Origin of the sequence: Paenarthrobacter sp. CM16 (assembly GCF_013179505.1) — a bacterium.
In the GTDB taxonomy this organism is placed as follows: Bacteria; Actinomycetota; Actinomycetes; order Actinomycetales; family Micrococcaceae; genus Arthrobacter.
In genome coordinates, this window is sequence record NZ_JABMCX010000011.1 from 1 (window position 1) to 18840 (window position 18840).

Annotated in this window: 19 protein-coding genes and 1 pseudogene; all 20 read right to left on the reverse strand. The window is 61.2% G+C overall.

Annotated features, from left to right (window positions below; genetic code table 11):
- Positions 1–541: pseudogene (locus HP499_RS01660) on the reverse strand (esterase); the annotation flags it as partial.
- 5 nt (positions 542–546) lie between these two features.
- Positions 547–978, reverse strand: coding sequence for a DUF2550 domain-containing protein (locus HP499_RS01665; RefSeq protein ID WP_089595530.1), 432 nt, complete (start codon positions 976–978; stop codon positions 547–549).
- Positions 979–988: 10 nt separating this feature from the next.
- A complete protein-coding gene (locus HP499_RS01670; RefSeq protein WP_172322236.1) occupies positions 989–1273 on the reverse strand; it encodes a F0F1 ATP synthase subunit epsilon in 285 nt (94 codons plus the stop codon).
- 1 nt (position 1274) lies between these two features.
- A complete protein-coding gene (gene atpD / locus HP499_RS01675) occupies positions 1275–2726 on the reverse strand; it encodes a F0F1 ATP synthase subunit beta (RefSeq protein WP_026540142.1) in 1452 nt (483 codons plus the stop codon).
- Positions 2727–2810: 84 nt separating this feature from the next.
- Positions 2811–3701: a F0F1 ATP synthase subunit gamma gene (locus tag HP499_RS01680; RefSeq protein WP_172322237.1), complete on the reverse strand. Its 891-nt coding sequence runs from the start codon at positions 3699–3701 to the stop codon at positions 2811–2813.
- A 76-nt stretch (positions 3702–3777) separates the two neighbouring features.
- On the reverse strand, positions 3778–5415 hold the full coding sequence (gene atpA / locus HP499_RS01685; RefSeq protein WP_172322258.1) for a F0F1 ATP synthase subunit alpha: 1638 nt from the start codon (positions 5413–5415) through the stop codon (positions 3778–3780).
- An 85-nt stretch (positions 5416–5500) separates the two neighbouring features.
- Positions 5501–6328 carry a F0F1 ATP synthase subunit delta gene (locus HP499_RS01690; RefSeq protein ID WP_142938632.1) on the reverse strand — a complete coding sequence of 276 codons (828 nt, stop codon included), beginning with the start codon at positions 6326–6328 and terminating at the stop codon, positions 5501–5503.
- Positions 6328–6885: a F0F1 ATP synthase subunit B gene (locus HP499_RS01695; protein WP_172322238.1), complete on the reverse strand. Its 558-nt coding sequence runs from the start codon at positions 6883–6885 to the stop codon at positions 6328–6330. Before HP499_RS01695 ends, HP499_RS01690 begins: the two co-directional genes overlap by 1 nt.
- 49 nt (positions 6886–6934) lie before the next feature.
- The gene (gene atpE, locus HP499_RS01700; RefSeq protein ID WP_011775261.1) at positions 6935–7153 is read right to left on the reverse strand and encodes an ATP synthase F0 subunit C; all 219 of its coding nucleotides are present in this window, start codon (positions 7151–7153) and stop codon (positions 6935–6937) included.
- Positions 7154–7232: 79 nt separating this feature from the next.
- Positions 7233–8033 (reverse strand): F0F1 ATP synthase subunit A, encoded by an 801-nt coding sequence (atpB, locus tag HP499_RS01705; RefSeq protein WP_172322239.1) that lies wholly within the window; start codon positions 8031–8033, stop codon positions 7233–7235.
- Between the two features lie 81 nt (positions 8034–8114).
- Entirely contained in the window at positions 8115–8450 is a 336-nt protein-coding gene (locus HP499_RS01710) for a hypothetical protein (protein ID WP_172322240.1), read from the reverse strand.
- A complete protein-coding gene (locus HP499_RS01715; protein WP_172322241.1) occupies positions 8437–8928 on the reverse strand; it encodes a hypothetical protein in 492 nt (163 codons plus the stop codon). The genes HP499_RS01710 and HP499_RS01715 overlap by 14 nt, the downstream gene beginning before the upstream one ends.
- 119 nt (positions 8929–9047) lie before the next feature.
- On the reverse strand, positions 9048–10160 hold the full coding sequence (locus HP499_RS01720) for an MraY family glycosyltransferase (protein ID WP_172322242.1): 1113 nt from the start codon (positions 10158–10160) through the stop codon (positions 9048–9050).
- A gap of 280 nt (positions 10161–10440) precedes the next feature.
- On the reverse strand, positions 10441–11397 hold the full coding sequence (locus HP499_RS01725; RefSeq protein WP_172322243.1) for a glycosyltransferase: 957 nt from the start codon (positions 11395–11397) through the stop codon (positions 10441–10443).
- Positions 11398–12183 (reverse strand): WecB/TagA/CpsF family glycosyltransferase, encoded by a 786-nt coding sequence (locus HP499_RS01730; RefSeq protein WP_026540132.1) that lies wholly within the window; start codon positions 12181–12183, stop codon positions 11398–11400.
- Positions 12180–13124, reverse strand: a complete 945-nt coding sequence (locus tag HP499_RS01735; protein ID WP_172322244.1) for an L-threonylcarbamoyladenylate synthase — start codon at positions 13122–13124, stop codon at positions 12180–12182. The genes HP499_RS01730 and HP499_RS01735 overlap by 4 nt, the downstream gene beginning before the upstream one ends.
- Positions 13125–13136: 12 nt before the next feature.
- Positions 13137–14009 carry a peptide chain release factor N(5)-glutamine methyltransferase gene (gene prmC, locus HP499_RS01740; RefSeq protein ID WP_172322245.1) on the reverse strand — a complete coding sequence of 291 codons (873 nt, stop codon included), beginning with the start codon at positions 14007–14009 and terminating at the stop codon, positions 13137–13139.
- 33 nt (positions 14010–14042) lie between these two features.
- Complete coding sequence (gene prfA, locus HP499_RS01745; RefSeq protein ID WP_014922181.1) at positions 14043–15116, reverse strand: peptide chain release factor 1; 1074 nt, start codon at positions 15114–15116, stop codon at positions 14043–14045.
- 253 nt (positions 15117–15369) lie between these two features.
- A complete protein-coding gene (rho, locus tag HP499_RS01750) occupies positions 15370–17559 on the reverse strand; it encodes a transcription termination factor Rho (protein WP_172322246.1) in 2190 nt (729 codons plus the stop codon).
- A gap of 304 nt (positions 17560–17863) precedes the next feature.
- Complete coding sequence (thrB, locus tag HP499_RS01755) at positions 17864–18838, reverse strand: homoserine kinase (protein ID WP_172322247.1); 975 nt, start codon at positions 18836–18838, stop codon at positions 17864–17866.
- Between the last annotated feature and the right edge of the window lie 2 nt (positions 18839–18840).

The following is an 18840-nucleotide window of genomic DNA, read 5'->3' on the forward strand; positions in this document are numbered from 1 at the left end:
TTCCGGGGATTTCGGCCTTCCGAAGAATCCCGTTGCCCGGCATGGAACCGGGCGCTTTCCATGCCTTGAGCTCCGAGCCAGGTGTACTGTCCGGGCTCCTTTGGAGGCTGGCTTCCAGCGGCTGGATACGTGCCACTGCTGTGCCCAGTAGATCCGCAACCGAGTTGTTCAAGCCAAAATAGAGATTCACCTGGACTGCGCTGAGAAGAACCACTCCCAGCATCGCCAGGACGCTGAGGGATCGGCCTTTACCGGAGTTGCGTGGAAAGCGGGCTGCGCAGAGAAGCACAGCCGCGACAGCAGGCACAGACCAGGCAAGCGTTTCAAAGGGCAGGTTCTCTGAAAAAGTGGCCATGAGGTCCACCAGGATCCAGTGGACCAACGCCACGATCCCGGCAGAAACGGCCAGAGAGCCCACAACCACCAAAGGCCAGGAACGTCGTCGCCGCCAGAGGAGGTACGCCCCACCGGCAGCACCGCAGGCGATGCTGAACCAGAGGAACGGACCAGCAACCAGGCTGACATCGGAAAGAAATTCCATAACGCCTAGCGCCAGGTGCCGACGCCGATGACCGGACCGGCCTCCAGCCAGGACGACAAACCTGCATAGGCGTCGAAGTTCATGGCAAGCATGAACTTCTTGCCTTCGTACTGCAATTCAACAACCACGACGCCGGGCTGCACCCTGACGAGTTCATCTTCCGTGGGTTGGCGGCGGCCCAGCAGTTCGAGCGAACTGCGCGTAAATCTGTGCTTGGGGATCACGCTCAAGGACATCAAGCGGAACCACTCCAGCTCATTGTCCTGATAACGACAAACCCCCATCTGCCAGCTGTTTCCAGCCGTGCAAATGGAGGCGTCTACCGTGCCCAGGGCACGCCGCAGGTTGAAGCGGCGCACCCCGAACAGGCACAGTGAAATGATCAGCAACGTAAACGCTGTTGCCAGGGCGATGAACGGAATAAGGGAATCGTCCATCAAGGTCGTGCTATCGGATCCCCGCTGTAGCCGCTTCGCCCAATTTGGCGTTGTCAGCAACAATGACCACGCGATCGTTGTCAACGGAGAAGAACCCGCCGTCGACCACTACCGAAATACGGTCACCGGAAACCGGCTGGATTGCCAGCTCGCCCTCGGCCAGGATGGCCAGAAGGGGCGAGTGGCCCGGCAGGATTCCGATTTCACCATCGCTGGTGCGGGCCTTCACCATCTTGGCCGCGCCGGACCACACGAAGTGGTCCGCTGCGACAATCTCAACCTCGAGCTCAGCCATACTACTTGGTCTGTTCCTGGATCTTGGCCCACTGACGCTCGACGTCATCCAGGCCGCCGACGTTGAAGAACGCCTGCTCTGCGATGTGGTCCAGCTCGCCGTCGCAGATGGCGGTGAAGCCTTCCACGGTATCCTTGATCGACACGGTGGAACCCTCGACGCCGGTGAACTGCTTTGCGGTGTAGGTGTTCTGGGAGAGGAACTGCTGGATACGGCGTGCACGCGACACGACGATCTTGTCCTCTTCAGAGAGTTCGTCAACACCAAGGATGGCGATGATGTCCTGGAGTTCCTTGTTCTTCTGCAGGATCTGCTTAACACGAACAGCCGTGTTGTAGTGGTCCTTGCCGATGTACTGGGGATCCAGGATGCGGGAGGTCGACGTCAGCGGGTCAACGGCCGGGTACAGACCACGGGATGCGATTTCACGGGAAAGTTCCGTGGTCGCGTCGAGGTGTGCGAAGGTCGTGGCCGGGGCCGGGTCGGTGTAGTCATCAGCCGGCACGTAGATGGCCTGCATCGACGTGATGGAGTGACCCTTGGTGGACGTGATGCGCTCCTGGAGGAGGCCCATCTCGTCAGCAAGGTTGGGCTGGTAGCCCACAGCGGACGGCATACGGCCGAGCAGCGTGGAAACTTCCGAGCCTGCCTGAGTGAAGCGGAAGATGTTGTCGATGAAGAGCAACACGTCCTGGTTCTGGACATCGCGGAAGTACTCTGCCATGGTCAGCGCCGACAGGGCCACGCGCAGACGCGTTCCCGGCGGCTCGTCCATCTGGCCGAACACAAGGGCGGTGTCCTTGAGGACGCCTGCCTCTTCCATTTCAACCCAGAGGTCGTTACCTTCACGGGTACGCTCGCCAACACCGGCGAATACGGAAGTACCACCGAAGTTGCGGGCAACACGGGTGATCATTTCCTGGATCAGAACGGTCTTGCCAACACCGGCGCCACCGAACAGGCCGATCTTTCCACCCTTGATGTACGGGGTGAGGAGGTCGATGACCTTGATGCCGGTCTCGAGCATCTCCGTGGAGCCCTCGAGGGAGGCGAAGGCCGGAGCCTTGCGGTGGATCGGCCAGTAGGCGTCAGCCTTGATCTCGGACTCGTCAACGTCCAGCGGCTTGCCGAGGACGTTGAAGATGTGGCCCTTGACGCCGTCGCCGACGGGCACGGAGATCGGGGCACCGGAGTCCTGCACGGTGGTACCGCGGACGAGTCCGTCGGTTGCCTGCAGGGAGATGGCGCGTACGAGGTTGTCACCCAGGTGCTGGGAGGTCTCGAACGTGATGGTCTTCGTCTGGCCGTTGAGAGTGATCTCAGTGGTCAGAGCGTTGTAAATCGAGGGGATTGCGTCAGCCGGGAATTCGACGTCGACAACCGGACCAATAACACGGGCAATGCGGCCGGTGGCACCGGCCGTTGCTACGTGTTCGGTAGCAGTGGCAGTCATCTCTCTCACTTCACTCAGTAGATGGCGTGGGGTTAAGTTTATCTGTTTGTTGCAGGTGCGGCTTTGAGCCGAATCCGGTGCAGGCTAGGACGCGAGGGCGTCGGCGCCGGCAACGATTTCGGAAAGCTCCTGCGTAATCTCGGCCTGGCGGGCCGTGTTGCGAAGGCGCGTGTACTTCTTGATCAAATCCGTAGCGTTGTCACCGGCCGACTTCATGGCACGCTGGCGGGCTGCGAGCTCGGAAGCAGCGGCCTGCAGCATGGCTGCGAAGATGCGGGACTCGATGTAACGCGGAAGCAGTGCGTCAAGCACCTGCTCTGTTTCCGGTTCAAACTCGTACAACGGCAGCAGCTCGGATTCCGAAACTGCTTCCTCTTCGACGACCTCCAGCGGGAGCAAACGGATAACCGTGGGCTCCTGCGTCACCATGGACTTGAAGCGGGTGTAGACGACGTGGATTTCATCCACGCCACCCTCTTCGAAGTCGGTGGAGAAGTCTTCGAGAAGTGCAGCTCCGACTTCCTGTGCGGTTTCGAATTCCGGGGCGTCCGTGCCACCGGTCCATACACGGGTGTATGACCGGTTGCGGAAATCGAAGTACGCCTGAGCCTTGCGGCCAACCAGGTATGCCTTGACTTCCTTGCCTTCTGCGTGAAGAAGCTCGGTGAGACCTTCAGCCTGCTTGAGCACACTCGCGGAATACGATCCTGCAAGGCCACGGTCCGATGTAATGATCAGGACTGCGGCGCGGCGGATCTGCTCCGGCTCGGTGGTCAGCGGGTGGTCGATTTCGCTCTGAGTTGCGACAGCAGAAACGGCGCGGGTAATCGCGTTCGCGTAGGGCAGTGAAGCTGCTACGCGGGCGCGGGCCTTACCGATGCGCGAGGTAGCGATCAGTTCCATCGCCTTGAAGATCTTGCGCATCGACGTCGTCGAGCTGATCTTCTGACGGTAGACCCGAATCTGGGCTCCCATACTTATCCTTTCCTATGTTCCCGATGTGCTGCCCTGCCGGGGCCCTTGCGGACCCCGGCAGGGCAGGTAATCGGAACTAGCGCTTCTGCTTGACGATCTTTTCCTGGTCGACGTCGCCGCCGGAGATCGCTGCGTGCTCTTCGTGGCCGGCGCCAACCAAGTGGTTGTCGCCTTCTCCGAAGAAGCCCTTCTTGAAGGAAACGATTGCTTCGGTCAAGGCTGCAGCGGTGTCGTCATCCAGGACGTTGGTCTGAGCCAGCGTGGTCAGGATGGAGGACTTGTGCGCAAGGTGCTCCAGGAACTCGGACTCGAAGCGGCTGATGTCCTCAACCGGAACGTCGTCGAGGTAACCCTTGGTACCGGCCCAGATGGAAACAACCTGGTTCTCAACCGGGAACGGTGAGTACTGGCCCTGCTTCAGCAGTTCCATCAGGCGTGCACCACGGGTCAGCTGCTGACGGGAAGCAGCATCCAGGTCAGAGGCGAACATGGCGAATGCCTGCATGTCGCGGTACTGCGCCAGGTCCAGCTTCAAGGTACCGGAGACCTTCTTCATGGACTTGACCTGTGCAGCGCCACCAACGCGGGAGACGGACACACCAACATCAACAGCAGGACGCTGGTTGGCGTTGAAGAGATCCGACTGGAGGAAGATCTGGCCATCGGTGATGGAGATCACGTTGGTGGGGATGTAAGCGGAGACGTCGTTTGCCTTGGTTTCGACGATCGGAAGACCGGTCATCGAGCCTGCACCGAGCTCGTCGGAGAGCTTGGCACAACGCTCCAGCAGACGGGAGTGCAAGTAGAAGACGTCGCCCGGGTAGGCTTCGCGTCCCGGCGGACGGCGCAGCAGCAGGGACACGGCGCGGTAGGCTTCGGCCTGCTTGGACAGGTCATCGAAGATCACCAGGACGTGCTTGCCACCGTACATCCAGTGCTGGCCAATGGCCGAGCCTGCGTAGGGTGCCAGGTACTTAAAGCCGGCGGGGTCAGATGCCGGAGACGCCACGATGGTGGTGTACTCCAGTGCGCCATGATCCTCGAGGGTCTGGCGCACGGCTGCGATGGTGGAAGCCTTCTGGCCGACACCAACGTAAACGCAACGAACCTGCTTGGTGACATCTCCGGAAGCCCAGTTGGCCTTCTGGTTGATGATGGTGTCCACGGCGATGGCGGTCTTGCCGGTCTGGCGGTCACCAATGATCAGCTGACGCTGGCCGCGGCCGATCGGGATCATGGCGTCGATAGCCTTGAGGCCGGTCTGCATCGGTTCGTGAACCGACTTGCGCTCGGTAACGCCCGGAGCCTGGAGTTCCAGTGCACGGGTGGCTTCGGCCTTGATCTCGCCGAGGTCATCGATCGGCTGGCCCAGCGGGTCAACAACGCGACCCAGGAAGGCATCGCCAACCGGAACGGACAGGATCTCACCGGTACGGTGAACTTCCTGGCCTTCTTCAATACCGGTGAAGTCACCGAGGATAATGACACCGATCTCGCGGACGTCAAGGTTCTGGGCCAGGCCCAGCGTGCCATCTTCGAAGCGAAGCAGCTCGTTCGCCATGACCGAGGGAAGACCCTCAACACGGGCAATGCCGTCACTTGCGGTGGTCACACGACCAACCTCTACGCGCTCTGCGTTACCGGGTTCGTAGGACGCCGCGAACTCGTTCAACGCATTACGGACGTCGTCGGCGTTGATGGTCAATTCGGCCATCTGCAGTCCCTGCTCTCCTGTTTTCGTGATCATCGTTGCTCACGATGACCGGGTTTTATATCAGTTAAGTTGTGCTTTGTCTTCGCTAGCCAGCGAGCTGGCGGCGGAGCTCTGTCAGGCGGGCAATAACCGAAGCGTCGAGCACTTCGTCACCTACCTGGACGCGGATTCCACCGATCAGTGCAGGGTCAACATTGACGTTGACCTTCAGTTCGCGGCCGTACAGGGCGTCAAGCCCGGCCTGCAGACGGCTGGCCTGCGTTTCCGTCAACGGACGGGTAACGCTGACAGTAGCAATCCAGCGCTGCTGACGCTTGGCTGCAAGCTTGGCGAATGACTCGACAAGCTTGCTTGGCTTGACACCGCGCGGCTGCGTAACGGCCTGGCTGATGAGAACCTTGGCTTCCTCGCTGCTGCCAGGAACAAGCTTCTCGGCCAGTGCAATCTTTGCCGCAGGCGATGCCTGTGGCTCAGACAGAGCACGTTGTACTTCGTGGCTGGAGGCGACGGCCTGGTTGAAGGCAAACAGATCGTTTTCCAGCTCTTCCAGCCCCGTGATACCGGAGGCAGAAACGGCCGACTTGTTTTCAGCTACGGCAATGACAACCGTGGCGGCAAGCGTCTCGAGTGCATCGCCGATATCGCGTGCCGATGCCCAGCGAGAGCTGGCCAATCCGCCTGCAATCTCAGCAGCATCAGCGGAGACTTTTCCGCCAACCAGCTGCTTGACCAGCGCCGACTTCTCGTCACCGGAACGGGACGGGTCAGTCAGGGCGCGGCGCAAGCCAGCCGAGCTGTCCACCGTTCCCAGGATTCCGAAGAGGTCCTTAGCCAACTGCAGCGAGGCGAAAGGAAGCTTGGCTTCCAATTGCGCCAGTGCTGTGGTCAGCGATTCGCTCGATATACCTGCCATTACTTAGCTGCACCTGCGCTCTGGGTCTCCAGATCTGCAAGGAAGCGGTCAACAACGCGTGCGGCACGCTGATCGTCGGTGAGTGCTTCCCCAACGATGCGGCCGGCCAGCGTGGTGGCCAAGGTGCCAACCTCGGAACGAAGCGAGACAACAGCTGCCTGGCGCTCCGACTCGATGGCAGCGTGTGCCTGCTCGGTGATGCGTGCAGACTCTGCTGCAGCCTTTGCCTTCAGGTCCGCGAGGATCTGGGCGCCTTCAGCGCGTGCTTCTTCGCGGATGCGGTTGGCTTCGGCACGGGCATCGGTGAGCTGCTGCTTGTACTCTTCAAGAGCTGCAGAAGCTTCCGCCTGGGCCGCTTCGGCCTTGGCAATGCCGCCTTCGATGGCTTCGGCGCGCTCGGCGAAGGTCTTCTCGAACATCGGGACAACAAACTTGACCACGATGTACATGAGGACCGCAAAGCCGACGAGGACTACGCCCATTTCCCAGACATTGGGAACAAGCGGGTTCTGTGCCGCTTCGCCTTCAGTGGCGGCTGAGATGATCAGCTGATTCATATTTCACCCGTCCTATCTACTCGTGCTTGGATTCGCTTGGTTCTTAGGACTAGGAAAGAACGAAAGCGAAGACCAGGCCGAGGATGGCGAGGGCTTCAGTCAGTGCGAGGCCGAGGAATGCGATCGGCTGCAGCACGCGCTGAGCTTCCGGCTGACGTGCAACGCCGTTGATGTAAGCGGCGAACACGAGACCCACACCGATACCACCGCCGATGGCCGAAAGACCATAGCCGATGAGGTTGAGGGAGCCGTTGATGGTGCCTTCCATTTTTTCTTCCTTTCAAGATGCCGCCCGTGCGGCAGGTTGTTTGGGTTGCTTCATCCCCGCGAGGGGAAGTTTTGTGAGCCTAGTGGCTGTCGGCGTGCAGGGCGCCTTCGATGTAGATCGCAGTCAGCAGTGTGAACACGTAAGCCTGCAGGGCCATGATCAATGCTTCAAGCATGTACATGGCAATAGCGCCAACGAGTACCAGGACCGATGCGCCCTTGAGCAGCACGTTCTCCTGCATAACCAGGAATTCGATGCCGGAGCCGGCAAGCATGACGATCAAGTGACCGGCCAGCATGGTCGCGAACAGACGGAGGCTGTGCGTGACGGGGCGGACCAGGAAGTTGGAGATGATTTCGATCGGTACCACAATCGGGAGGATGTACCACGGGACACCGGACGGAACGGTGGCCAACTTGAAGTACTTCAGGCCGTTCTTCTTGATGCCGATGATGATCCAGGTGAAGTACACGATGCCGGCCATCACATAGGCGCCGCCCACGTGCGAGAAGCTAGGGAGCTGGATCACCGGGATGGCGCCGTAGATGTTGTTCACCAGAATGAAGAAGAACAAGCTGAACAGCAGCGGGACGTACTTAATGAAGTCCTTGCCGCCGATGATGTCCTTGGCGATGCTGTTGCGGACGAAGCCATAGGCCATTTCGCCTGCGAACTGCAGTTTGCCGGGAACCAGCTGCTGCTTACGTGCAGCGAGGATGAAGAATGTAGCGATAATGACGACCGAAAGGATCACCAGCAACATCTGCTTGGAGAATCCGTCGTGCGCACCCCAAGGCAGGATTGCCGGCAGGTGCATTTCGTCGATTCCGGGTGGGGTGAATGACCCCGAATCCTGGGCGGGGAGCGCAAGCGCGATCAACGCGTTTCCTCTCTGCTGTGTCCATCATTGGGCATTGGTTGGAGTTCGGACGCGATGGACGCATCCGTAATCCATGTGAAATTATTTGGCATTACTGTCCCCGTCCGTGGACGGACCGCTGTCTGCGTTGCTCTCGCCAGAAGAGGAGCTTTGCCTGGTGAGGCCGTGCATATGGGAAAGATAGAACCCTCCTGCGGCTCCCAGCAGAGCGCCAAGGAGCACAATCCAGCGGGTCCCCCACAGATTATCCAGACCCCAGCCTATCAAACTCCAGACAATGATCCCGCCAATGATGTAGCTGAAGACGGCAATGCCGGCGTTGTATCCGCCGTCGTTCCCGACTTCTGCAGATTCACCGCGGTTGACAGCTTGCTGAGCATCGACGGCCGGGCGTGAATAACGCTTACGCGGAGACATCCGGGCCACCCTTCTGCTCTTCGGGATCGTTGTAGATCTGAAGGCGGGCCTTGCTGAAACCGTAGATTTCTGCGACCTGCCAAAGAACCACGGATACAACCGCCCCGATCAGGAACCACCGACTGTGGAGCCATTCGGGGGTGCCGATGGCAAAGAGCACAATGGCGAAGCCCACGACCTTCACAAAGTACGTAGCTACGAAAAGACCAACGGCTCCAGAAGGATTGTTGCGTCCAACGAAGTGTCCGATCAAGAGACTTATTGCGAAGAAGGCCATGACGAGACCGCCGCCAAAGACCACCGAGAAGGCGCCCTTGCTGCCGTTGATTAATCCAGCCACGATGCTCGTAATGACCAGACCTGCCAAAGAAGCGGCGGAACTCAAGAAGAGCAATCTAAGCCAAAGCTTCGGTGTCTCACCGGAGACTCCAACACCACGTTTACCGGACGGGCGTCCGGTTTCGGCGTTGGATGTCATGGGGATACCAATCCTCGTGGCACAGGTGCCATATTCTCAAAGTGGGGTTACGGGCGAGTGACTGTCCGCAGTAAGAATTCTACATGAGATAGAACTGTGACGATAACCGGTTGTCACATCTACTCCCCCGGCCGCGAGGAGTTACGCGTGAAGTAGGGCCATGCGGTCACGGCAGCCATGATGAGCGCCGCTGCAATGACTACGATCAGCACAATTTGCCACGGGAAGACGGCGAATGCGACTCCCCCGAAGGCGAGGATGCACGTCCAGACGTACAGCATGACGACGGCGGCGCGGTGCGAGTATCCGAGGTCTACCAACTTGTGGTGGAGGTGCCCGCGGTCTGCCGACCACGGTGACTGTCCCCTGGCGGTCCTGCGGACCACGGCCATGCCAAGATCCAACAAGGGCAGGGAAAGAACGGCAAAAGGCAGCAGAATCGGAACAATCGTGGGGATGCCGTTGGCACGGTCATACAAGCCGGAGCCGATTTGACCCGTTGCCACCACGCCGGCTGAGGCCATGAGCAGGCCGATGAGCATGGCCCCCGAATCCCCCATGAAGATTTTTGCCGGGAACCAGTTGTGCGGCAGGAACCCGATGCAACTTCCCACAAGGATTGCCATCAGCAGCGTGGCAAGGTCTGAGTTATCGGTGGATGGATTGTTCCGGTGAACCCAATAGGCCGTAAGGAAGAACGCTCCGCCACCAATGATGGCCACTCCTGCCGCAAGACCGTCCAGTCCGTCAATGAAGTTGACGGCATTCATGGTGGTGACAATCAGACCGGCTGTGAGAACAATCTGGACGACTTCAGATTCCAGGAATATGGGTTCAGGAATGAACGGCACCACGGACATTCTGACGCCCCAGATGGCCACGATGAAGGCCGCGGCTGCCTGTCCCAGCAACTTGATCCACCATCGGATGTCCAGGATGTCGTCCGCCACCCCTACCGCCACGATCACCACGGCGCCGGCAAGGATCCCCCACGGGCCGTCATTGTGCCTGAAGATGTCCTTGACGAAGAAGGAGTTGCTGGCAACCACCAGCGCTACGAAGAACCCGGCAAAGATGCCCAACCCGCCAAGCTTGGAAATCAGGGCGGAGTGCATGTCGCGGCTGCGGATGGGACGGTAGAGCCGCAGTTTGTTTCCGGCGACGCGGGCACCCCACGTTCCCGCGTAGGACACCACGGCAGCCGTGAGTGCCATCAGCAGATACATGATCATGATGCGGCTCCCGGGAGCAGCCTGCCCACTGTTCCGGAAAGGCTGACCAACGGACGCAGCCGGTGCGTCGCATGAAAGCCGGTGGTTTCCGGGCACCTTGAGGTGTGGAATTCTGTCTTTGGATAAATGGAACTACTCCGTCGCCATGCCTGCACCGGCTGTGCCGAATGTTGCGGGTTTCTGTGGACTCTAGTCACGATACTAATGCCAACTGCCGTGACCACCCTGTGACGCAGCCGCTGGTGCCCGGCTATGTGACCGGGTTCAGGCTGCGCAACTGTCAGCTGGCGGGCTCTTGAACGTTCCGCAAGGTGTAGATTCCCTCAAGCACTTCTGCGTTGGAGCGGGGCGCTTTGAAACTATGGCGCAGCCCCTTGAGAAGCCCTCCCAGCAACACCTTGCGGTTGGGCGAGGCAGCTATGGTCCGGGCCCAGTTACGCAGCGACGCGCCGGTGAAAAGTATCTTTTCCCATGGCGCCAAAGCACTGGAACGGGTGTAGACCCACAGCTTGTTCCGCACCTCGTAGTAAAAGCGTGGTCCGGGATCAGCCCCGGCGTCGCCAAAGACCTTGGTGTGGTGGTTGGCCACCGAAGCTTGCGTCGTCAGTGCTTTTGCCTTGCGCGAGACCCTTGCGGTGTACTCAAGATCGTCATTCCAGATGAAGTAATCCGCGATCGGCAACCCATGCTTCCTGATTTCCTCGGCGCGGATCACCACTGACACAAAGGAAGCACTGCGGATCTGCGTGGCACCGACCCGGGCGGCGGCGCTGCGTGCTTCCTCGCTGGCACCCAACCGGGGCCGCATGCGGTTCATGGGGTGGTCCCGGCCATCGGTCCAGACGACGCGGCTGGCAATGAAGGCCGGCGAATCTCCGGTTTCCTGCTCATAGGCAGCGGAAACCTCCAAGGCTTCGGCAAGAGCGGCCGGTTGCGGTTCTGTGTCGTCGTCCATGATCCAGACGTGGTCCGCACCGTGATCCAGCAGCGCGCGTTCCATGCCCACCACGAATCCGCCGGCTCCGCCCACATTGGTGCCCAGCGTAACCACGTCCGTCACCAGCGGCCCTTGATAGTCCCGGAGGAACCCTGCGGTTCCATCCGTTGAGGCATTATCAACCACGACGACGGCGTCCGGAACCCGGGTGCCGGCCGCGATGCCGGACAAGGTGGTTTGGAGCAGTTCTCGGCGGTTATAGGTCACCACAACGGCGACCACGACAGCTTGGGACGTCATTTACTTGCCTTTGGTCGTGGGTGGTTGAATACGGCGCCGAACCAGCAGGCTTGCGAGCTTCCATGGCTCCACAAAAACCCTGTAGGCAACCCTGTCCGGGTGCAGGACCAGGCGCCAGGCCCATTCGAGCCCCAAGCGTCCCAACCAACGCGGCGCCAGTTTCTGGATACCGGCAACCTGTTCGATCGCTCCGCCGACAGCGCAATAGACAGCCGGCGGCAATTCATTGAGCCTGCGACGCAGAACATGCTCCTGAAGTGGCATTCCCAGCCCGATCAACACCAGTTGCGGCCGGAAGGTGCCCAGCCATCCCACCACGGCTTCCTCGAGGGCGTCGTCCCAACCTTCGCCGGGCATGCCGTCCACTGTGGCTCCGGGAATGATGGACCGCAGACGGGCAACAGCCTCGGTGTTAGCCTCACGGCCGGCACCAACAACAGCAACCCGGTGCAATCCCGGGACCTTTCCCAGCTCAGGGATCCAGTCCATGGAACCCAGCCGGTACGCCATGGCCCCCTCATCCAACGGAGGCAGCCGGCGACGACGCGAGAGACCCCAGAGCAACGTGGCCGGAGCGCCGTCAAGGAGGACGATCGAGCTTTCCCCGTAGAGGGCACGGACATCGGGGCAGGAATGAAACAGCGTAATGCTGTGCAGGTTGTGGCCGAGCACCGTGCTTGTGGTTCCCGCAGCAATGAGTCCACCCATGGCATCAATAAGGTCATTGACGCGCAACGGAGTAGCGTCGACGTCAAGGACGGGGACGCGCTGACGGTCCGGAATCATTCGGATTTGGCTTCTTGTGTGGCCTGCGGTTCCCCATCGCCTGCAGGCAGCGGGTCCTCTTCGGGTGCGGCTTCGACGACGGCGGCCCCGGTCACCTCGGCAGGTGCGTCGCCCGCCGTCGGGGTCTCTACGGCAGCCTGATCTGCTGCTTCCGGAGTCTCAACCACTTCCGAAGCCTTTTCTGCTTCCGGGGCCTTTTCTGCTTCCGGAGCCACTTCCGCATCGGGAGCCGCCGCAACAGCATCGGCTGCTGAAAGTTCCTCAACGCCGGTGGAAACGGTCTCGCCGAAGGCAAGGATGGTCGGAACGATTGCACGGAGGCGCTCCAAGGAAATGGCTCCTTGGCGAACTACGCGGAACGGGGTGGCAGTTGCGTCCACGATCGTGGACGGCAGCGCCGCAGTACCTTCAACGGGCCTGAATCCGCCCTCAAGGTAAACCTCTACGGATTCGGCCAGCTGCATGCGCGCTTCCGCAGCGGTCTGGGCTGCTTCCTGGCCGGTTCGGTTGGCCGAGGATACGGCCAGCGGGCCCGTGCGCCCGAGGAGTTCCAAGGCAATCTGGTCATCGGGCATACGCAGGGCCACAGTGCCCTTAGTCTCACCCAGATCCCAGTCCAATGAAGGCTGGGCATGGAGGATCAACGTCAACCCGCCCGGCCAAAATGCTTGCGCCAGTGCACGGGCATCGGCAGGCACGTCGGTAGCGAGGCCATCCAAGGCGTTGATCCTGGGAATCAGGACAGGGGGAGGCATCTGCCTGCTGCGTCCCTTGGAGGCCAGCAACATGGTCACGGCCAAAGGCGAGAAGGCGTCTGCGGCAATGCCGTACACAGTGTCCGTCGGCAGCACGATGCACTTCTTCTCACTGATGGCACGCTGGGCGTGCTGAAGTCCTTCAGCCCGCTGGTCATCGGAAGTGCAGTTGTAGGTTGTGGTCACAGCGCTATTCTTTCACTCATCAGGGGCGGCGCTTGCCAGCACCGCGCTGGTGGCACGTTCCTTACCATTCAAGTCGAAGTGTGTGGTGACGTCGTTCCAACGTCCCGTGCGCTGCAGCATCCCGGCGATCCAGCCGGCTTGGACTTCGGCGTGTTCCATCACGAAGTACCCGCCGGGCTTCAGTAGCCGGACTGCGGAGGCTGCTGCCGCCGTCGGGAGTTCCATGCCGTCCGCTCCCCCACCGTACAGTGCCTCGGGAGGATCGTGCAGCGCGACTTCCGGTTCTGTGGGTATCGCCTCTGCGGGGATATATGGCGGATTGGAGACGACGACGTCGAAGGTTCCGTTATGTTCGGGCAGCGCATCGCGGAGGTCGCCCTGCACGAGGGTGACACCCAGCGGCTCCAGGTTCTTCGCAGCCCAAGCATGCGCGAACGTACTGTATTCCACGGCATGGACCTCAGCGCCCGGCACCTCGTGGGCAATCGAGCCGGCGATCGCACCGGATCCGGTGCCAAGATCCACCACTTTCGGGTTCGGCATACCCTTGACGCGATCAATAACCAGTTGGACCACCGACTCCGTCTCCGGGCGGGGTATGAAAACCCCAGGCCCCACACGCAACTCCAAGTACCGGAAATATGCGACGCCGGTGATGTGCTGAAGAGGGACGCGGCCGGCCCTCTCCTGAACCAGTTCGCCATAGCCATCCGGAGCGGGGGCATCCCCCAGCAACATGGCACGCAGGCGTCCCAGTCCCACGCCAAGAAGGTGTTCGGCCAGTAGTTCAGCGTCCACGCGTGGCGTGGGGACACCGGCGTCGGTGAGAACGGCAGTGGCCTCGCGAACTGCGTCCGCGAGGCTCTGGCCTTGGTAAAACGTCATGGATCTACTCTGCTGTTGATATGCGGCAGGGTGCTATTCGCCGATGGCGTCCAGGCGTGCTTGCTCGTCCGCCTCAATGGCCGACTGGATCACAGGCTCCAAGTCGCCGTTCATGACGGCGTCAAGGTTGTACGCCTTGTACCCGGTGCGGTGGTCCGCAATGCGGTTTTCCGGGAAGTTGTAAGTGCGGATGCGCTCTGAACGGTCCATGGTGCGGATCTGCGACTTGCGCTGCTCCGAGTTGGCGGCGTCGATTTGTTCCTGCTGGTGGGCCAGGAGGCGGGCACGGAGAACTCGCATGCCGGCTTCGCGGTTCTGCAGCTGGGACTTCTCGTTCTGCATGGCCACCACGATGCCCGTGGGCAAGTGGGTGATGCGCACAGCGGAGTCCGTGGTGTTCACGGACTGTCCACCCGGACCTGAGGAACGATAGACGTCGATCTTGAGGTCGTTCTGGTTGATCTCGAGCTCTTCGGGCTCATCTACTTCAGGGAGAACCAACACGCCCGCGGCCGAAGTGTGAATGCGGCCCTGGGATTCTGTCACGGGCACACGCTGCACGCGGTGTACGCCGCCCTCAAACTTCAAACGCGCGAAGACACCCTGAGCAGGGTCGTTCGAGTTGCCCTTGATGGCCACCGCAACGTCCTTGTAACCGCCAAGATCCGACTCGGTGGCGGAAATCATTTCGGTCTTCCAACCCCGCGATTCGGCGTAGCGCATGTACATGCGCAGGAGGTCGCCGGCGAACAAAGCGGCTTCGTCGCCACCTTCGCCACCCTTGACTTCGAGGATGACGTTGCGGGCATCATCAGGATCACGAGGAATCAGCAGACGGCGCAGGCGCTCCTGTGCCGCAGGAATCTGCTCCTCCAACTGAACAACTTCCGCAGCGAATTCAGGATCCTCGTCAGCCATCTCTTTGGCCGCTTCCAGATCATCATTGAGCCCGCGCCACTTGTTGTACGCCTCCACAATGCCCTGGAGCTGAGCAGACCGCCGCCCCAACTTCCGGGCCGCAGACTGATCGGCATAGACAGCAGGATCACTCAGCTGCGCCTGGATAGCAGCATGCTCATCAAGCAATCCCTGTACGGACTCAAACATTTTCAAACCTCTTTCGACTTCTACAAGTCTAATAACTGCATCGTGGGGTCACGCACAGCCCATCCTGGGCCCACTGGGCCGTTTCTGACCTCACGTGGTGTCGGGCCACGGATTCCTTTAAACAAAGACCGCTCAAAATATGCCGGCCAGGGAGTGGCTCCGGGCCTGCCGGAGCCGGGTAGCTTTCGATCGTAGATCGGAAGCTACCCGGCGTAGGGGCGGGGCCGGCATATTTTGAGCGGTTAGAGCACAGCTATTTGTCGTTGTCCGACTTCGCTCCGAGCGTGGTCTTCTGAACCTGCATGAGGAACTCGACGTTGCTCTGCGTCTCCCGGATCTTGTTGGTCAGCAGCTCAAGGCTCTGCTGCTGCTCCAGGCCGGAAAGGACGCGGCGCAGCTTCCACATGATCTTGACTTCTTCAGGCGAGAGCAGGTTCTCTTCGCGGCGCGTGCCGGACGCGTTGACGTCCACGGCCGGGAAGATGCGCTTGTCTGCCAACTGGCGGGACAGGCGGAGCTCCATGTTGCCGGTGCCCTTGAATTCCTCGAAGATGACCTCGTCCATCTTGGAGCCGGTCTCGACGAGGGCCGTTGCCAGGATGGTCAGCGAGCCGCCGTTTTCGATGTTGCGTGCAGCACCGAAGAAACGCTTGGGCGGGTACAGGGCTGCGGAGTCCACACCACCGGAGAGGATGCGGCCGGAGGCCGGTGCTGCCAGGTTGTAGGCGCGACCCAGGCGGGTCATGGAGTCCAGGAGGACTACAACGTCCATGCCCATTTCAACGAGGCGCTTGGCGCGTTCGATGGAAAGTTCGGCAACCGTGGTGTGGTCATCGGCGGGACGGTCAAAGGTGGAGGCAATGACCTCACCCTTGACGGTGCGCTGCATGTCGGTGACTTCTTCGGGACGTTCGTCAACCAGCACCATCATGAGGTGGACCTCAGGATTGTTGGTGGTGATCGCGTTCGCGATGGACTGCAGGATGAGCGTCTTACCGGCCTTCGGCGGGGAGACGATCAGGCCACGCTGGCCCTTGCCGATCGGGGCCACGAGGTCGATGACACGCGGGCCGATCTTCTTGGGATCCGTCTCGAGGCGCAGGCGCTCGGACGGGTACAGCGGAACGAGCTTGGCGAATTCAACGCGGTCCTTGAGTTCTTCCGGCGTCTTGCCGTTGACAGAGGTGACGCGGACGAGCGCGTTGAACTTCTGGCGGGCGGACTGCTGGCTGCGGTCTTCACCATCACGCGGCGCGCGGATGGCGCCAACCACGGCGTCGCCCTTGCGGAGGTTGTACTTTTTGACCTGGGCCAGGGATACGTAGACGTCGTTTGCGCCCGGGAGGTAGCCGGATGTCCGGATGAACGCATAGTTCTCCAGAACGTCCAGGATGCCTGCTACGGGCAGCAGGACGTCGTCTTCGGTGACCTCGACGTCGTCAACGTCCGGTCCCTGCGCGCGGCCACGGCGACGTTCGTTGCGATCACGGAAGCGGTCGCTGCGGGTGTTTCCGTCGCGGCTGTCCTGACCTCCCCGGCGATCGTTGCGATCATTTTGGTCGTTGCGGTCACGACGGTTGCGACGGTTGCGGCGGTTGCCGGTGTCGTCGCCGTCGTTGGTGTCTTCACGGCGGCCGCGGCTGTTATCACGGCGTTCACGCTGCTCGCCCGCATCCGACTGCTCACGCTGTTCGGTGCGGTCAGCACGCTGCTCACGCTGTTCGGTGCGGTCAGCACGCTGCTCACGCTGTTCGGTGCGGTCAGCACGCTGCTCACGCTGTTCGGTGCGGTCGGCACGCTGCTCACGCTGTTCGGTACGTTCGGCACGCTGTTCGGCTGCGGGTGCTTCCACAGCTTCAGCCGGAGCGGCAGCAGCTTCGCCACGACGGCGGTTGCGGGTGCGCGGCTGGCGACGCTCGGTGCCGGCCTCGCCGGCTTCTGCGGATACCGGTGCTTCAGCAACCGGTGCAGCTGCAGCCTCAGCAGGCGCAGCGGCGGCTTCAACCGCAGCTACCACGCCATCGCTGGTAGCGCGGCGGCTACGACCACGACCACGTCCGCGGGGAGCTTCCTGGACCGGGGCCTCGGATGGTGCCTCGGCAACGGCACCGTTCCCGGCAGCCTTGCCCTTGGTCTCCGCAGCAGCCTTGGTTTCCACTGCCGGGGCTTCCTTGGCCACCGGGGCGGCGCTCTTAGCCGAGGCACTGGCCCTGGCTGGCGCCTTGGTAGTGGAGGTGCCGGCACGGTGGGCGGAAATGGCGGTGACCAGATCCCCCTTGCGCATGCGCGATCCTCCGGAGATGCCCAGCTGGCTCGCGAGAGCCTGAAGCTGTGCGAGCTTAAGGCCTGCAAGGCCGCTGCTCTTGGTGGTTGCTGCCGTTGACGACTCAGCAGCAGAAGATGTTGTGTCCACAGCTGAAGCCAGCTCAGTGGTTTCTGTCACGAAGGATCCTTCCCCCTCGACGGCGTCCAGAGCGAGAGCTGGACGCGATGATTTGTTCTGGGCTGCAGTTCAGATCTGCAGCCGGTGATTTCGGCCGTGCCTGATGGATTGTGGCCAACAGGGCCGGATACTGATCGTCATCCTGGATCCGGTGACCCGGGCAGCCGGCTGTTTGTTCAGGGAACAGAGAGAATTCTCGGCACCTGAGACAGGCCGGAAAGAGACGACACCACCAACGTTGGCACAGTTGACGAAAGGTACGGCGAAACCACCGAGATCCAAAATCAGGGAACTGCCCGCGGCTTTACCGGCGGTGCACTTCCACTCTAGCACCTTGAACGTCCACAGCCAGCGTCATCACGCGCCAACCGATGTCGGGTGTGTTGGCCTTGGTGTAGGACTCAATGAAATCCTGCACAATGGCGGCCTCATTTACGCCGTTGGCCAGCACCATCACAGTAGGTCCCGCCCCGGAAACGACGGCTGCATGACCCGCGGACCGAAGTGTCGCGATGAGGTCGGCGCTGGGGCGCATCGCCTGTGCACGGTAGCTCTGGTGAAGGTAGTCTTCCGTGGCCGGCAGCAGGAAGCCCGGCTGCGCTGTCAGTGCGTGGATCAGCAGGGCGGCGCGTCCGGAATTCATGGCCGCCGCATGGTGGCCAACGGATGCCGGCAACAATCCCCGTGCAGTCTCCGTAGACAATTCGAAGTCAGGGACTGCGACTACCGGAATGACGGCGGGAACTACGTCAGCTTTGGTACTGCTGTACTGCTCGCTGTCCTGCCACGACAGCGCCAGTCCGCCGAAAATCGCGGGTGCGACGTTGTCGGGGTGGCCTTCCATTTCACTGGTCAGCTGCAGGATCCAATCGCGATCCTGCCGCGATTCCTCCGGCACCAAGGCATTGGCTGCTGTCACAGCGGCCACCACGGCCGAAGCCGAGGAACCGAGTCCCCGCCCGTGCGGGTTGACGTTGTCCGCAGTGATTTTCAGCCCGGAGTGTCCGAAGCCGAGGCGCGCCAAGGCGAGATCGATGGCGCGCACCACGAGGTGGCTGGCATCCCGGGGAAGGGTGTCGGCCCCTTCACCGGAGAGCTCGAACTCGAGCTCTCCGGTGCTGAGGGTTTCCACCGTCAAGGTGTCGTAAATAGACAAGGCCAAGCCGAGGCTGTCGTAGCCGGGGCCCAGATTGGCGCTTGTACCAGGGACCTTGACCGTCAGCCGCTGGCCTGCCGCGACGAGCGCACGATCAGTCGCGGTGGGCTGCGTTGATTCCACTC

Excerpts from the sequence above, each read along its gene's own strand:
- HP499_RS01695 (WP_172322238.1), bottom strand. The coding sequence starts at position 6,885 with ATGAATCAGCTGATCATCTCAGCCGCCACTGAAGGCGAAGCGGCACAG.
- atpE (WP_011775261.1), bottom strand. The coding sequence starts at position 7,153 with ATGGAAGGCACCATCAACGGCTCCCTCAACCTCATCGGCTATGGTCTT.
- HP499_RS01720 (WP_172322242.1), bottom strand. The coding sequence starts at position 10,160 with ATGATCATGTATCTGCTGATGGCACTCACGGCTGCCGTGGTGTCCTAC.
- HP499_RS01690 (WP_142938632.1), bottom strand. The coding sequence starts at position 6,328 with ATGGCAGGTATATCGAGCGAATCGCTGACCACAGCACTGGCGCAATTG.
- HP499_RS01665 (WP_089595530.1), bottom strand. The coding sequence starts at position 978 with ATGGACGATTCCCTTATTCCGTTCATCGCCCTGGCAACAGCGTTTACG.
- prfA (WP_014922181.1), bottom strand. The coding sequence starts at position 15,116 with ATGTTTGAGTCCGTACAGGGATTGCTTGATGAGCATGCTGCTATCCAG.
- HP499_RS01710 (WP_172322240.1), bottom strand. The coding sequence starts at position 8,450 with ATGTCTCCGCGTAAGCGTTATTCACGCCCGGCCGTCGATGCTCAGCAA.
- HP499_RS01715 (WP_172322241.1), bottom strand. The coding sequence starts at position 8,928 with ATGACATCCAACGCCGAAACCGGACGCCCGTCCGGTAAACGTGGTGTT.
- prmC (WP_172322245.1), bottom strand. The coding sequence starts at position 14,009 with ATGACGTTTTACCAAGGCCAGAGCCTCGCGGACGCAGTTCGCGAGGCC.
- HP499_RS01680 (WP_172322237.1), bottom strand. The coding sequence starts at position 3,701 with ATGGGAGCCCAGATTCGGGTCTACCGTCAGAAGATCAGCTCGACGACG.
- atpD (WP_026540142.1), bottom strand. The coding sequence starts at position 2,726 with ATGACTGCCACTGCTACCGAACACGTAGCAACGGCCGGTGCCACCGGC.
- HP499_RS01730 (WP_026540132.1), bottom strand. The coding sequence starts at position 12,183 with ATGATTCCGGACCGTCAGCGCGTCCCCGTCCTTGACGTCGACGCTACT.
- HP499_RS01725 (WP_172322243.1), bottom strand. The coding sequence starts at position 11,397 with ATGACGTCCCAAGCTGTCGTGGTCGCCGTTGTGGTGACCTATAACCGC.
- atpA (WP_172322258.1), bottom strand. The coding sequence starts at position 5,415 with ATGGCCGAATTGACCATCAACGCCGACGACGTCCGTAATGCGTTGAAC.
- HP499_RS01670 (WP_172322236.1), bottom strand. The coding sequence starts at position 1,273 with ATGGCTGAGCTCGAGGTTGAGATTGTCGCAGCGGACCACTTCGTGTGG.